Source organism: Anoxybacillus sp. LAT27 (assembly GCF_022030075.1).
Lineage (GTDB): Bacteria > Bacillota > Bacilli > Bacillales > Anoxybacillaceae > Anoxybacillus > Anoxybacillus kestanbolensis.
Genome location: NZ_JAIWYK010000064.1, coordinates 37,185 through 52,821, shown reverse-complemented (window position 1 = coordinate 52,821; position 15,637 = coordinate 37,185). Strand labels below are relative to the sequence as shown.

At 43.8% G+C, this 15,637-nt stretch carries 15 protein-coding genes and 1 riboswitch; all 15 genes read right to left on the bottom strand.

Annotated features, from left to right (window positions below; genetic code table 11):
• Positions 1–2: 2 nt before the first annotated feature.
• Complete coding sequence (locus tag LD028_RS04745; RefSeq protein WP_237811111.1) at positions 3–635, bottom strand: precorrin-8X methylmutase; 633 nt, start codon at positions 633–635, stop codon at positions 3–5.
• On the bottom strand, positions 636–1,415 hold the full coding sequence (gene cobK, locus LD028_RS04740) for a precorrin-6A reductase (RefSeq protein WP_237811110.1): 780 nt from the start codon (positions 1,413–1,415) through the stop codon (positions 636–638).
• Positions 1,416–1,425: 10 nt separating this feature from the next.
• A complete protein-coding gene (locus LD028_RS04735; RefSeq protein ID WP_237811109.1) occupies positions 1,426–2,250 on the bottom strand; it encodes a sirohydrochlorin chelatase in 825 nt (274 codons plus the stop codon).
• Between the two features lie 5 nt (positions 2,251–2,255).
• Positions 2,256–3,776, bottom strand: a complete 1,521-nt coding sequence (gene cobJ, locus LD028_RS04730) for a precorrin-3B C(17)-methyltransferase (protein WP_041638793.1) — start codon at positions 3,774–3,776, stop codon at positions 2,256–2,258.
• Between the two features lie 4 nt (positions 3,777–3,780).
• Positions 3,781–4,548: an energy-coupling factor ABC transporter ATP-binding protein gene (locus LD028_RS04725; protein WP_237811108.1), complete on the bottom strand. Its 768-nt coding sequence runs from the start codon at positions 4,546–4,548 to the stop codon at positions 3,781–3,783.
• On the bottom strand, positions 4,532–5,254 hold the full coding sequence (locus LD028_RS04720) for an energy-coupling factor transporter transmembrane component T family protein (RefSeq protein WP_237811107.1): 723 nt from the start codon (positions 5,252–5,254) through the stop codon (positions 4,532–4,534). The genes LD028_RS04725 and LD028_RS04720 overlap by 17 nt, the downstream gene beginning before the upstream one ends.
• Positions 5,247–5,516 carry an energy-coupling factor ABC transporter substrate-binding protein gene (locus tag LD028_RS04715; protein WP_012575720.1) on the bottom strand — a complete coding sequence of 90 codons (270 nt, stop codon included), beginning with the start codon at positions 5,514–5,516 and terminating at the stop codon, positions 5,247–5,249. Before LD028_RS04715 ends, LD028_RS04720 begins: the two co-directional genes overlap by 8 nt.
• A complete protein-coding gene (locus LD028_RS04710) occupies positions 5,513–6,265 on the bottom strand; it encodes an energy-coupling factor ABC transporter permease (RefSeq protein ID WP_237811106.1) in 753 nt (250 codons plus the stop codon). Before LD028_RS04710 ends, LD028_RS04715 begins: the two co-directional genes overlap by 4 nt.
• On the bottom strand, positions 6,262–6,624 hold the full coding sequence (locus LD028_RS04705; protein ID WP_237811105.1) for a (2Fe-2S) ferredoxin domain-containing protein: 363 nt from the start codon (positions 6,622–6,624) through the stop codon (positions 6,262–6,264). The genes LD028_RS04710 and LD028_RS04705 overlap by 4 nt, the downstream gene beginning before the upstream one ends.
• 145 nt (positions 6,625–6,769) lie before the next feature.
• A riboswitch (cobalamin riboswitch) is annotated at positions 6,770–6,951 on the bottom strand.
• Between the two features lie 83 nt (positions 6,952–7,034).
• On the bottom strand, positions 7,035–8,069 hold the full coding sequence (locus tag LD028_RS04700) for a LacI family DNA-binding transcriptional regulator (protein ID WP_006318965.1): 1,035 nt from the start codon (positions 8,067–8,069) through the stop codon (positions 7,035–7,037).
• A 17-nt stretch (positions 8,070–8,086) separates the two neighbouring features.
• On the bottom strand, positions 8,087–10,414 hold the full coding sequence (locus LD028_RS04695) for a glycoside hydrolase family 31 protein (protein ID WP_237811104.1): 2,328 nt from the start codon (positions 10,412–10,414) through the stop codon (positions 8,087–8,089).
• A 19-nt stretch (positions 10,415–10,433) separates the two neighbouring features.
• Positions 10,434–11,948: an alpha-amylase family glycosyl hydrolase gene (locus tag LD028_RS04690; protein WP_237811103.1), complete on the bottom strand. Its 1,515-nt coding sequence runs from the start codon at positions 11,946–11,948 to the stop codon at positions 10,434–10,436.
• A gap of 97 nt (positions 11,949–12,045) precedes the next feature.
• Entirely contained in the window at positions 12,046–12,888 is an 843-nt protein-coding gene (locus LD028_RS04685; RefSeq protein ID WP_009361935.1) for a sugar ABC transporter permease, read from the bottom strand.
• 1 nt (position 12,889) lies between these two features.
• The gene (locus LD028_RS04680) at positions 12,890–14,173 is read right to left on the bottom strand and encodes a carbohydrate ABC transporter permease (protein ID WP_237811101.1); all 1,284 of its coding nucleotides are present in this window, start codon (positions 14,171–14,173) and stop codon (positions 12,890–12,892) included.
• A 111-nt stretch (positions 14,174–14,284) separates the two neighbouring features.
• Positions 14,285–15,577, bottom strand: a complete 1,293-nt coding sequence (locus tag LD028_RS04675; protein WP_237811100.1) for an extracellular solute-binding protein — start codon at positions 15,575–15,577, stop codon at positions 14,285–14,287.
• Positions 15,578–15,637 lie beyond the last annotated feature (60 nt).

The following is a 15,637-nucleotide window of genomic DNA, read 5'->3' as shown; positions in this document are numbered from 1 at the left end:
ACTTATTCTCGCTCCGCTAAAATGGACAACGCATTTAATGCGGCGACAGTTACCGTACTCCCTCCCTTTCTTCCGATATTTGTGATAAACGGAACATCCAATTTCGCCAATTCTTCTTTTGATTCTGCTGCTGAGACAAATCCGACGGGTAACCCGATAATGAGACTTGGGCGCGCCTCCCCTTCTTTCACTAGTCGAATGAGTTCTAGTAGAGCTGTCGGAGCGTTACCAATGGCAAAAATGCCCCCCTCCGCTTCTTGCACCGCTTTGCGCATCGCAACAATCGCTCTCGTTGTGTTTAATCGTTTCGCTTCTTTTATCACATCTTCATCAGAAATGTATACATGAACGCTCCCACCATATTTTTCAATACGCGCTTTATTAATTCCAACTTGCACCATTTGTACATCAGCCACAATCTTTTTCCCCGCACGAATCGCAGCCACTCCTGCTTCAATTGCACGTGGATGAAACAACAAACTTTTCCCTAATTCAAAGTCCGCGCTCGCATGAATCACACGTTGAACAACAGCATATTGCTCTTCGGAAAACGTATGCTCTCCTATTTCTTCGTCGATGATTTGGAAACTTTTTTGCTCAATTTGTTCCGGTTGGACAGTAATCGGGCGAAACATTTATTTCTCCTCCTTCTTTTTTGACTCTCGCGCTAACGCTTCAATAACATCAGAAAATTCATGATAAATGACGGGATAAGAAAGCTTAGGTCGTCGAATGACAACTGTTTCAATGCCAAGCTCTTGTGCCGCGGCAATTTTTTCATCGACAAAGCCAACACGTCCGCTCTCTTTCGTTACAAGGAGCGTCACACCGAAATGTTTCATGAATGCTATATCTAGTTGTTTTGTAAACGGGCCTTGCATCGCGATAATGTTTTCTTGCGGAAAGCGCAATTGTTCGCACTTTTCCATATTGTCTTTTGTTGGCAACATACGGGCGATTAAGCGAACGCCAGGAAGCGGAAGTAGCTTTTCGGCAAAAATATGCAACGTTTTACTCCCTGTCGTAAGCATAATGACTCCTTTTTTTTCCGCAGCATATTCCGCAGCATCTTCATAGCTATCAACAAACGTGACGTGCTCATACGTAATGATGCTTTCTTTTCGTTCATAGCGAATATACGGGACGTTTGCTTTTTCTGCTGCTTGTATCGCTTGACGCGATGCTTCTTCTGCGAACGGATGGCTTGCATCGACGACCGCTGTCACTGCATATTGTTGAATAAGCTGAACCATCTCACTCGCAGTTAAACGGCCAACATGGGCATGCAGTCCAACGTACGCCATTTGCTCTGCCGCATGTTCTGTAACGACGGTCGCAAACACATCATATCCAGCATCGCGAATCGCTAGCGCTAACTGTCGTGCATCACTCGTTCCAGATAACATCATGATCATTTCTTTCACCTCAATGTTCGTGATGATGATGGTGATGATGATGTTCGGCGACATGAAGCCGATATTGACACGTATCACAATTCATACGAACCGAATTGCTTATTGCTTCTTGCAACCGATCGAGCACAATCGTCTGTAGCGATGGATGAAATCCAAAATAATGCGCAAGCACAAACGAAATGTCCGAGTATGTGCTTTGAAACTCGGAAACTCGCTTTTCTAACCGCTTTATAAGTACGCCTGTAAATAAAAAGTAAGGTAAAACGACAATTGTTTTAGCCCCGAGTTTTACACATCGTTCCACTGCCTCATCTAACGATGGATTTGTTACCCCCATAAACGCTGGCTCAACGATTGCTTGTTTGTTTTGTTCCCAAAATAAACGAGCAATTTTATACAAATCGCTATTGGCATCTGGATCGCTCCCACCGCGCCCAAGCAAAATGATCGCTGTTTGCCCATCCATAACAATCCCTGCTTCTTGCAGACGGTCGTTTAAAATCGTAAACGTGGCGTCGTGAATACCGAGCGGTCGTCCGTACGTAAACGACACGTGTGGATATCGTTTTTTTGCCTCATCGATTGCCGCTGGAATATGTAGTTTCGAATGACCAGCTGGCAGTAAAATGATTGGAATAACAATAACGTCCGTTGCCCCTTTTTCTACACAATGGACAATACCGTCTATAACAGATGGCACACCAAATTCTAAAAAACATGTATGCACATAAAACGTTTTATCGATTTGCGGACGAAGCATTTGAACAAACTGGCGAACTTGCTCGTTTCCTTCTTCATCCCGACTTCCATGCCCAACAAATAAAATTGCTCTCATTTGCCTCACTCCCCACATGCCGCTGGCTCTGTTTTTAACGTTTCACCGTAAACAAAACCGCCGACTTCTTTTTTTCGTTCAAAAAATTTATGGAAACGTTCATTCGCATATCCTTCCTCTTTATATTGCCTAATGATACGAGCGATCGTTTCAATCAACTGATCAGGATGAATACCTTCAGCAACAAGCTGCCCCGGATGAGCGTTTCTTCCTACTGTTTTCCCTCCTAAAAATAAATCAAATGCTCCTTTCCGATAGACGATGCCAATATCTTCATGGACAGCGCCATAACAAGCCATGCCACACCCGTTAAATCCAAGCCGCAATTCTTTTGGCAATTCCATCCCGCCAAATTGTTTGTATAATTGTTCAGCATAAGGAATGGCGTCTTTTTTCTCTCCGTCACAAAAATCACATGCTTTCATAACAAATACATTTCCTGTTGGGGCGACGGTTAAACCAGCTTCTAAAAGCTCACGAACAACTTCGTCTGGTCGCTCCGTTTCCATCGTCACTTTAAGATAATGATCTGGTGTGTACGTAATCGTTCCTTTTTCACCAACGATGCGTGCAATGTCTATCATTTGTTTCGTTGTTAACGTTTTATTTGTCACCCCTGGACTAATTGCTATTTCTAATCTTTCTATCTGTTTTGGAGCACTCACTTTTTCGTACGCTTCTTCGGCAATCGTGCGCACGTTTGCGAGTGACCACGGTTCCGCCTCTGGTCGCAACCGTTCATGTGGCTTTAACGGTTGAACAGCGCTCGCTAGCTTATATTTCCGTTCATAACCACGAGGTGTAATCATCAGTCCATCGTAAACAAATGTGGAAGAGTTCCCGATAATAACGGTCGTTAACATACCGATGTCGTGCTCTAACATGTCTCCTAAACTTGTTAATACAATATGTTGTCGTTCGCGGTACGCGCTTTTGACGAGACCAACAGGTGTATGTGGTGAACGATATGTTAATAAAATACGTTGCGCTTCGACAATCTGCTGGGTACGGCGACCGCTTTTCGGGTTGTATAGCGCAATAACAAAGTCAGCTGCTGCGGCTGCCTCAATTCGTTTGGCGATGACATGCCACGGCGTTAAATGATCGCTTAAACTAATCGTACATGCATCGTGCATAATCGGCGCTCCAAGTAAAGCGGCGCATGAATGGATAGCTGAAATACCAGGAACAATCTCTACTTCAATTCCATCCTCTTTTCGCCATCCTTTTTCAATGAGCACTTCGTAAACGAGCCCAGCCATTCCATATAGTCCTGCATCCCCACTTGAAATAACTGCAACATTTTTGCCGCGTTCCGCTTGTTTTATCGCCTCTTGTGCTCGGCTAACTTCTTCGGTCATCCCTGTGCTAATCACTTCTTTTCCAGCGATCAAATCAACGACTAAGTCAACATACGTTTTATATCCGACAATGACGTCGCTTTCTTCTATTGCTTCGCGAGCACGTTTTGTCATATGCTCGACACTTCCTGGACCAAAGCCAACAACAAACAATTTCCCAGCCATTTTTTCACCCCTTTTTCCATTGTTCAATCCATTCAGATAACTGTTGCCCTGTGCATTCCTTGTTTTCCTTCATCCATATGCGCAATAAAAGCGGCAGCGGCAAGCGCAAATCGCGAAATATATTCGTTTGCGAAAAGACAAACGCAGGTGTTCCGGATAAAACGATACGCCCCTCATCCATAACAAACACTTCATCCGCCCACTGCCAAACGAAATCAAGATCGTGCGTAATGACAACGAGCGTCGTTCCTGCTTGATGTAAATCATTGAGCTTCATGACTAAGCGCTCGCTCTGCGCTCCATCTAAGTAAGCAGACGGCTCATCGACAATAAGCAATCGAGGTCGCGTAGCCATCGCTACCGCAAGAGATAGCCATTTTTTTTGTCCTAGACTTAAATGATGAATCGGCATATCACGCCATTTCTCAAGCGAAAACTGTCTCATGACGCGTTCTATTTGTTCGCGATTTCCTTCTAAACTAATCGCTAGTTCTTCTTCAATCGTCGGTGCTAAAAATTGATGTTCGGGATTTTGAAAGACGACGCCGACATGTTGCCGTAACCGACGATTCTCCACCTTTTTTCCTTCCCAATACACTTCACCTTTCGTCGGACGGTAAATACCGTTGGCATGAAGCAACCATGTCGTTTTCCCGCAACCGTTTTTCCCGATTAACGCATATTTTTTTCCTTGTTCAATTGTCAACGATATTCCTTTTAACACGTAAGTGCCGTTTCGATACGTATAATGCACATTATGAAATTGCAACATATAAGCCCTCCACAATAAGTAAAACAACAAGTCCGACGCACGCTTCCATCACATACTTTCGAGGCAATTGTTCGTCAGCACAAATAGGGATAACAGATGATACGTTGCGCGCCTCTTGCGTAATAATCATCGCCTCGTAATCGCGTATCGTTTGGCGAAGCAGTTGTGCAATCGCAAGCGATGCAAGTCTCCAATTTCGTTTCCCATTTTTTATTTTTACCGTCATAAACAAATGCGTCGCCGCTTTCTCTAACACGAAAATGAAGCGATACGTCAATACTAATAGCTCAATGAACGCTTGAGGAACACGCCATTTACTTAATGCATAAGCAATGCGAAAAAACGGTGTTGTGATGGCAAGAGAAAAAAGCGTAAAAGAACTTGATAATGCGCGTAAACAAATCGTTGCCACTTGCCCCACATTTTCGCCCACAAAATGAACGTTACGATCAATCGCAAAAAGAAGAGGAACACAGCTCCCAATAACAAGAAGGGACATGATGACAAAAAAGCGAACGCAAACATACCATGGCAAACGGGCACGATAAAGAAGCCAAATGAATAACAAGACGATAATGATACAACGAGTCATATTCGTTCCAAAAATCGTCCCAATAAGCAGTGTGCAAGTAAGTATGAGTTTAAATGTGACATTCACTTTAGCCAGTTGATTTCGATACGCCCATTCGTCAAGCCAACTAACCATTTCGCTTTCGCCCTTTGTACAGCCCGATAATATATCCAATCACTCCAGCACCAAGCGCGGCTTGTAGTGAAAATAACAACGTCTCTACTTCTCCGCCTGGGGGCTCAAATACAACATCAAACCACGGTTTATAATGCGGCGCAATTTGTTGAATCATTTCTTCCGCAAGCGTATCAGCTCCAGCAAACTCTGTATTTTTCACAACAAATAGCGGTAGCACAATGAATAGTGCAGCAACGAGAAGCAATATGCGATTGTTCATTCAATAGTCGCTCCTTTCTGTTCCAATATCGTTAACTCCCGCTTCGAGTGCGTATGTAAAAAGTTCCATACAACAACGGTAAGAAGTCCTTCCGTAATCGCAAGCGGTATTTGCGTCACTGCAAAAATCGAAGCGAACTTTAAAAATGCCCCCCATACCCCACTCGTCGCATCAGGAAACGCAAGTGCAAGCTGAATTGACGTCATTACATACGTAGCTAAATCGGCCATCATCGCCGCAAGGAAAACGGAAACGCGCGTACATACGCCGAACTTTTTACACAAAGAAAACAGTACGTACGCAACGAGCGGTCCGACGACAGCCATGGAAAACGCATTCGCACCAAGTGTTGTCACTCCGCCATGCGCAAGTAAAAGCGCTTGAAACAATAGCACCGCCGTACCAATGACCGTCATCACGAACGGTCCGAATAAAAGTGCACCAAGACCTGTCCCAGTCGGATGAGAGCTACTTCCTGTAACAGACGGGATTTTTAACGCAGAAAGAACAAATGTAAATGCCGTAGCTAAAGCAAGCAATAACTTTACTTCGGGCCTTTGCCTCATCAAACGCGCAACGTTGCGCATACCGATCAAGAAAAACGGTAAAAATAACAGCCACCAAACGAGCGCCCACTGCCAAGGCAAAAATCCTTCCATAATGTGCATCGCATATACAGAAGGCGAAAGCGCAAATAAAATATAGATGGTTACGCACGCACTAGCGAAAAAAAACAACGGTTTCTTCACTTTTCCTTCCCCCTTGTCGCAACGCTATGTTCAGGTATGACAAACCCTCCATCGTATGTGTACGTCACATAATCAAGCAATACTTCGCCATCTTTTACATGTTTTCGTACAATATCCCTACCGACTTGCTCATCAATCGTGCGGTACCAAATTCCTTCTGGATACACGATGACAACACATGCATCTTCACAGCGCCCGTTGCACCTCGTCCGCGTCGTATGGACGTGGGTATGTAGTTGCAGTTTGTCAATCTCATCACGAATCGCCTGCGTTACCTCCTCTCCCCCTTTCCGCATACAACTTCCTCCGTTACAAATCAACACATGATGTTTCGTTCCTTGTAAATTCCACGTTGCCATATATGTCACTCCTTTTTTTCAAAATAAAAAAGCACCCCTAGGCAGAGGTGCAGAAAAAACGAAAGATTCAAAAAATAGAGCATACGTCACTAAGCATATATAACGTCCATCGTTCCCGCACGTCTACCTATATTCCCGTAGGCAGCCGACGTATCGCAAGCAGGCAGGTCTCCTGGCTTAGGTTCATCATTTCGTTGCGCCTTCCCTAAAAATCAGTGGCATCCTGCAACAAAACTCCCCATCACAGTGGCGGGTACCGCGACGGCTTTGCACCGTTCTTCCCTTTTAAGCATACAGACGTATGCACCGTACTTGCTTATCGTATATTGTTTTTCAAAGAGCATGAATGTTAAGAATATAATACACCATTTTTTTCTTCTCGCCTAGTCCATTTACAAAAAAAGCGCCCTCTATTGAGAAGGCGCTTTGTAGTAATCGCACGAAAATCGTTTCACGAGCGTATGTGGGATAATAATTCGTTTAATTGGCTCGTTCGGATTTTCAATTTGTTGTATTAAATTTCTTGCCGCTTCAAAGCCGAGTTGAAAAATGTTAATGTCTACCGACGTGAGCGGCGGACGAGAAATTTCCGATAAAAGTACGTTGTTAAAGCTGACGATCGACACATCTCCCGGCACGCTTAAGCCCATTTCCGCAAGCGTATTTAATACTCCAAGCGCCATTAAATCGTCGGCGACAACGAGCGCGGTTGGCGGTTCAGCAAGTGAAAGCAGCTCTTTCATCGCTTCTTGTCCGCCTTCTTTTAAAAATTCCTCGTGTACAATGTAGTCTTTTCGATATGCAAGCCCTGCCGATTTGAGCGCTTTTTCATAACCGCGCAGACGATCCATCGTCACAATGAGATTGACGTTTCCACCGACAAATGCGATGCGCTCATGACCGAGTTCAATTAAATATTCCGTTGCCTCACGTGCCGCCCGTACGTTATCGTTATCAACGTGGGTAATTTCTTCCGCTTTTTTATGCGGTTTCCCAATGACAACGAACGGCACATCTTCTTTTTGTAAATACGCCATAATTTTATCGTTCGCACGCGAATAAAGCAAAATGACACCATCAACGCGCTTTCCTTGCACCATATGCACGACGCCATCATAAATTTCCGCTTCCGTTTCCCCTGTCGATAACTGTAACGCATATTGCCGATCATGCACCGCTTTACTAATGCCGCGAATGACTTCCGGGAAAAACGGATTTTGAAACGCTTTATCGGCCGAACTTGGCATGACGAGCCCGATTACTTGCGTCGATTTGTTTGCTAAACTGCGCGCGATAAAATTCGGATGATAGCCAAGCTCTTTCATCGCCTCGCGCACTTTCTTCTTCGTTTTTTCACTAATGCGCGGGCTATCGGCGATGACGCGTGAAACGGTCGATGGCGCCACATTCGCGCGCTTCGCTACATCTTTAATCGTTACTGTCATAAAAAATCCCCCATCTCTTACAAAACAAACGTGTTTGTCGCCTCATCGATGATACGTTTTTCTCCATTAACAACAATTGTAGACGGTACATCGCCAACAAATGCGACACGCAATTGCCAAGGTGGTTTGTACGCACCTTCTCGTTCTATCTCAAAATGAACCGCATCGTCCGAAAACGTCGCGCGAATACGCATGCGGACATATTCTCCTTTTTCATATGCAAACGTCTCACCATCATCATCATAAATCGTATATGTCGATGTTCCTTTTTTCATTGTATACACATATAACGTCAACTGTTCATCCACAATCATCGTAGATGGCTTCGCTTCGGCGTGGGCAATCATCGCCCCTTCTTTTACGTATATTGGCAAACGATCAAGCGGTGCTTCGACAATATATCGCTGACTGCCTTCAAACACTTCTTTCGTCCAATAATCAACCCAGCGTCCTTCTGGAAAATAAACGATGCGATGCGTTGTATATGGACGGATGATCGGTGCAATCATCACTTGCTCGCCAACCATAAACTGATCCGAAATATTCCACGTTTCGCGATCGTTCGGATATTCCATCATAAGCGGGCGCATCATCGGCACACCTGTTTGATGCGCTTCCACATATAACGAGTAGAAGTGCGGTAACCATTCGTACCGCAAGTCAATATACCGTTTTATGATTTGTTCATATCCTTCCCCAAACGCCCACGGTTCTTGCCGCGCAAAACCGATCGCACAATGATTGCGGAAATATGGGAAAAACGCACCGACTTGCGTCCATCGCGCAAGCAACTCCCCGTTCGCATGATGCGCAAAGCCACCAACATCTGCCCCGCAAAACGCAACAGCCGATAATCCTAAATTCAAACACATCGGTATCGACAGTTCAAGGTGCTCCCAAAAGCTTCGATTATCTCCCGTCCATACCGCTGCGTAGCGATGAATGCCGGAAAAGCCTGCGCGTGTCAATACAAACGGACGTTTTCCTTTCAACTGTTTTTTCAACGCACAATATGTCGCCTCGGTCATCATCATTCCGTATATGTTATGCACTTGGCGATGCGTTTTCCATCCGTCATGAACGACTTGTTCATCGATCGTTTTCGTCTCGTTAAATACCGATGGCTCATTCATATCGTTCCAAATGCCTTCGATGCCGATGTCCGTATAAAACGTATGTTGTTCGCCCCACCATTTGCGCACTTTTTTCTTCAAAAAGTCTGGAAATACGCTCGTTCCTGGCCAGACGTCTCCTTTGTATAACGTTCCGTCAGCATATTTACAAAAATAATCCTTTTGCACCCCATCGCGGTACGTCTCATACTCCGCATCAACTTTCACGCCTGGATCAACAATCGGAACGATATGAACCCCTTGTTCCTTCGCATATTGAACGAGCGATTCCGGACGTGGAAATCGTTTTTTGTCAAATGTAAATACGCGATATTCATCCATGTAATGAATATCTAAATATACCGCATCAAGCGGAATACGTTTGGCGCGAAACGTATCAATCAGTTCACGCACTTCCTGTTCGGTTTCATAACTATACCGTGACTGATGATACCCAAGCGCCCATTTTGGTGGCAAAGGCATTCGTCCAACAAGATGCGTATATTGCCCTAACACATCTTTCGGGTGCGGACCAGCAAACACATAATAGTCAAGGGACCCACCATCTGATGTAAACGTATAAAACGATTCGTGGCGTAAGTCAAACGTCGTTTTATACGTATGATCGAAAAAGATGCCGTGCGCATGCCCATTTTTTAACACCATCATATATGGATGCGACTCATATAGAGGATCTGTTTCTAAATTGTGGGGCGCATACACGTCCGTATTCCACATCGTCCATACAGAACCACGTTTATTCAACACCCCTGTTTTTTCTCCTAATCCATATACGACATCTGTCGGAGCAAGCGCATGAACGCAACGCATACGCCCTTTTGCTTCAAAACATACAGGCTGTTCATCGCGCACGAGCAATATTCCTTCATTGTCGTATATCGCCAGACGAAACGGACGTCGTTCAATGACGACTGTCAGCTGTTTCGTCTGCAACTCCCAGCCGTCTTCTTTTTCTTGAACGTGCACATCTACTTTTTTCGGCGTTGCGACCACTGCTGGACTCACAGAAACATACTTTCCGTCGAACGGATCAATTGTCACCCGAACGATATCGTCACGATAAAAATGTATTTTACCCGATGCGTTCTCGCATGTGAATGCAAATATTTGCTTTTTCCCTTCAATTTTTTGCACATGTCCAATCGGTTGCCACACTTCTTTTTCGTCCAACTGATCAATCGGGCGAATCGCAAAACTTGTATCTTCTAGCATGCTCTCTCCCCCATCATCATTACGCTTTTCGTTTGCGCGCGAAGTATAAAAATAGACCAAATGCCGTATATACCGCAACAAGTGCCGCAATAAACGGAATGTTTAATCCTGTTTTTGGCGCAAGCACGTAAATTTCCGCCGTTTCACGATCTAAAATGATGTCGTACTTGCCGTCTTTGCTGCGCACTAAATCTCCCGCCAGCAACCCACGCAATTCTTTTCCTTGTTCCAATTCGTCATCGAGCGTCACTTTTTGCGTTTTTGACGTATTGTTAATCGCGATCACTGTTGTTTCGTTTTCGTACGTTCGTTTAAAAAGTGCCATGCCGTCTTTTTCATAAAGCAATTCAAAGTCGCCACGACGAAGCGATGGAAGCTTCTCGCGCAATTCACCAAGTTTTGTCACATAATCAATGAGCTCTTTATCAGTACGGAAATTCATTAAACGACGGTTGTCTGGATCTTCCCCGCCATCAAGCGCAATTTCCGTTCCATAGTACATAATCGGAATACCCGGCGCTGCAAACAAATACGTCAGTCCAAGTTTTAAACGCGTCACCGGATTGATGCGATTTTGCAAGGCTAAACGTGTAAACCGAACCGTATCATGATTATCTAAAAACGTCCCAAGCAAATACGGACGGTCATAAAAAGCCTCGTTTCGCTTCCATACGTTGTAAAGTGGTTCAAGCGATTGATCGACGTTTGAAAAAATCGTTGACGCTTCTCTATAAAACGGAAAATCAATGAGCGCATCAATTCCGTGCTTCCCATATTCCGCTACATAACGTGGATCGTCATGCCATACTTCCCCAAGAAGGAAAAAGTCTTGTTTCACCGATTTCACTTCTTTAGCAAACTCGTCCCAAAACGATTTTGGCACATGTTTGACCGTATCTAACCGATATCCGTCAATGTCCGTTTGTTGAATCCACCATTTCGCGACATCAAATAAATACGCTTTCACTTCTGGATTTTCTTGCGCTAAATCAGGGAGACCAAACAACCAGCCGTTTTCGACTTCTTGTTGATTCGCCCAATTAAAAATGTCTTTTTTCTCATGAAACCACTCTTTTTTCGCCGGATCATTTAGCCACGGATGATTGTACCCCGTATGATTCACAACAAAATCTAAAATAACTTTCATATCGCGCTTATGCGCTTCTTTCACAAGCCGTTTAAAATCATCGAGCGTTCCGAAATGCTCTTCCACTTTGTAAAAGTCTTCAATCCAATAGCCGTGATATCCGCCTTTTTCGTTCGCAAAAATCGGCGTGAGCCAAATGGCTGTAAAGCCCATTCCTTTTATGTAGTCAAGCTTGTCAATAATTCCTTGCAAATCACCGCCATGATATGCTTTCGGATCATGCACGTTCACTTCATAATCATTTTTCGGATTCCCGTTATTGAAACGGTCGACCATAATAAAATAAATGCGTTCATCTTGCCACGTTCGCTCCGTTTTCGCACTTACTGGCGCCGTCACGGACAGCAACAAAACAAAAATAAGTAGCGCGCGAAATACACGTTTCATTTCATTTCACTCTCCATTCATTCCAAAGCTTCTTCTGTTAATATATCTCTAAATAGTAAGGAAGGAAAGAACCAAAACGATTCTTTCCTTTCGTTTCTCACCCTTTTGTTCCACCCGCCGTTAAGCCAGAGACGAAATACTTTTGGAATGAAAGGAAGAGAATAGCGATCGGCACCGCAATTAAAACGGAACCTGCCGCAAACGTTGTAAATTCGCTGCCGAACTGTTTTGCCACTAAATCGTATAATCCAACCGCAAGCGTATATTTTTCTTTGCTGCGAAGCAATACGCTCGCTAAAATAAAATCGCCAAACGGCGCGATAAACGTAAAGAGCGCCACAACCGCAATAATTGGCTTCGCAAGCGGCAAAACGATTTGGAAGAAAATGCGCAAATGCCCTGCTCCGTCAATTTTCGCCGATTCATCAAGCTCTTTCGGAATCGTATCTAAATATCCTTTCATTAGCCACGTATTCATCGGAATGGCACCGCCGACGTATACGAGAATTAACCCTAAATGCGTATCAACTAATCCCGTTAAAAGCGCTAAAATGAAAATCGCAATAAGCGCCGCAAAGTTTGGGATCATCTGCAAAATTAAAAACGTCATCAATCCGTTTTGGCGTCCGATAAAGCGATAACGCGAAAACGAATACGCTGTTAAACTTACTAAAATAACGGAAAAAATCATCGTCAACGTCGAAATTTTTAACGAGTTCCAATACCAAGTCAAATAATCGCTTTGCGATGTATCGAACAATTTTTTATAGTGCGCTAGCGTGGCGTTGTCTGGAATCATTTTTGACCCAGATAAGCTTTGTCCCGGATTAAATGACGAGCCAACGACCCAAAGAAGCGGATAGACGATAATGATCGTCATCACCAAAATGACGGCATACGACAACGTCAACCGAATGAGTTTTTGTCTTTTCATATCCATATTACATCATATCCTCTTCTTTAAATGATTTTGTTCTTCTAAACTGCCATAATGCGACAGATACGACAACGAGCGAAAGCAATAACGTAATTGCCGCCGCTTTCGAATATTGCGCAGACGTCATCGTTAAACGATAAATCCACGAAATTAAAATGTCTGTCGCACCAGCATTTTGCCCAGATACCGCAGGGCCACCACCATTAAATAAGTAAATGATGTTAAAGTTGTTGAAGTTAAACGTATATTGCGTAATTAAAATTGGCGCTGTCGCATACAACACGAGCGGAAGGGTAATTTTCGTAAACTTTTGCCAACTTGATGCGCCATCAACTGTCGCCGCTTCATACAATTCATTCGGAATAGCTTGCAATACCCCCGTTGTCATCGCAAAGACGAACGGGAAGCCGAGCCACGTTTGAATGAGAATTAACGCCACTTTCGTCCAAAACGGATCGGTCATCCATTCAATCGGTCCGATGCCTAACGACGCCAAAATCGTTTTATTAATCACTCCGAACGATTCGTTAAACATACCTGAGAAAACGAGAATCGTTACAAACGCTGGAACTGCCCAAGGTAAAATGAAAATCGTCCGAATGATCGCTTTTCCTTTTAAATCTTTTTGGTTCACAATAATGGCTAGGAAAATACCGAGCGCAATTTGTAACGTTGTTGCCCCAAACGTCCAAACGATCGTCCAAGCAAGTACGTTAATAAACGTTTTCCGCCAGAGATCGAGCTTCACTAGGTCAATGAAGTTTTGAAACCCAACCCAGTCAACAAGTTTCGCTGGCGGTGAATGATATAAGTCATAGTTTGTAAACGCCAATAAGACGACGAAAATAATCGGGAAAATAACGACAAACACAAGTAAAATAAATCCTGGTGAAATCATTAAATATGGAAAGCCGTTGTCAACGAGCGCACGATATTGCTCGCGCAACGAGCTAATTTTCAACCCTAAATCACGCTTTTGCCCGTTTTTATAGGCATCGCGCAAATTAAATGCATAAAACCCAAGTCCAAACACCGAAATAATGACCGCTAAAATGCCCTCAACGAGCAAGAAAATGGAATGGTCACGGCCGATGACTTCACCGAGCGTAAAGATTCCCCACCATCCCATATTTAACAAATCTTTAAAAACGATTAAAAATGAAGCAGCTAAAATAAAAAATGAAATACCTTTCACGTATTGACGATTATACAGTTGACCAAATCCCGGAATAATGGATAAACCGAGGGCAATTTTCCGATGATTCGATTGATACATTGGTGTTTCCATTGATTTTGTCTCCTTTCTAAACAATGGCGAGGAGCGCACTTAAATGTGAATGAATAAACAAAGAAAAGAAAGTTGAAGCAGTACCTCTACAAGAGAGGTACCGCTCGTTTCTTAGTTGCTTGGATGGTTTGTTTCAATGTTCGTTTTAATTGTTTTTACAGCTTCATCAAGCGCTTGTTTTGGCTCTGCTTTTTGGTTCGCGACAAGTTGAAGTGCTGTCGCCATTGGTCCCCATACTTCTGCCATTTCAGGAATGTTTGGCATTGGAATCGCATATTGCGATTGGATCGCAACCGCTTTTGCCCCTTCATCTTCTGCGATTAACGGATCGTTAATGAGCGATTTCACAGGTGGAATTTCACGCGTTAACTCGAAACGTTTTTTCGCATTTTCTTCGTTTGTAATAAACTCGATGAGTTTTGTTGCCCATTCCGGATGTTTCGAGAAGGCAGATACGTGCCATCCTTTTACACCCATAAACGTTTTCACAGGCTCACCGTTTGGCAATTTTGGCATTGGTGCAACACCGATATCAATGCCTGCATCACGCATACCTTGGAACGCCCACGGACCGTTCATGACAGATGCTGCTTTTCCTTCGTTGAATAAGCCGTCCATCGCTGAACCGCCGTTTTCACCGATAATACCTTTCGGGAACAATTCTTTATACCATTGTTGAATGTATTCTGTTCCTTTAACGGCTCCTTCGTTATTTAAACCGATGTCGTTGCGATCTAACGCACCGTTATTGTTTTTAAATACGTAACCGCCCATACCAGCGATCACACCGTGCGCGAAGTAGAAATTATCCCAAAGCGCTAAGAAACCGTATTGATCACCTTTTGTAAACTCTTTAGCGAACTGATACAATTCATCCATCGTTTCAGGCGCTTTGTCCATTAATTTTTTGTTATAAATAAATACAGGCGTTTCTACTGCTTTTGGAAGTCCATATAACTTTCCATCATACATTTGCGCCGCAATTGAAGATTCTGTAAACGTGTCTAATACCGCTTGATCAACGTTAATTTCGCGAATTAATCCTTCCGTCACGAGCTGACCGATTTGGTCGTGCGGAACAGTAATAACGTCAGGGCCTGTGCCAGCTGGACCGTCTAGGCGAAGTTGATCGCGTTGTTTTGTTGCCATTTCAACTTCTTTGTACTCGACTTTAATGCCGTATTTTTCTTCGAACGCTTTAATCGCTGGCTCTAACGCCACACCGCGCTTCACGTCTTCCCAAACGACAAGCTTTTCTGGTTTTGGCGGCATGCCGTCTTCCGATACTTCCGTTTTTCCTTCGTTTTCATTTTCCTTTGGCTTTGCCTCATCTTGTGGACCACAACCTGCCATCACACCTGCAAGCAATGCAAGCGATGAAAAAATGGATACCGTTTTTTTCATTTCGACCCCTCCTATGTTTTCAGCAATATGTACAAACGCTTTCATTTTTGTTTTGCGAAA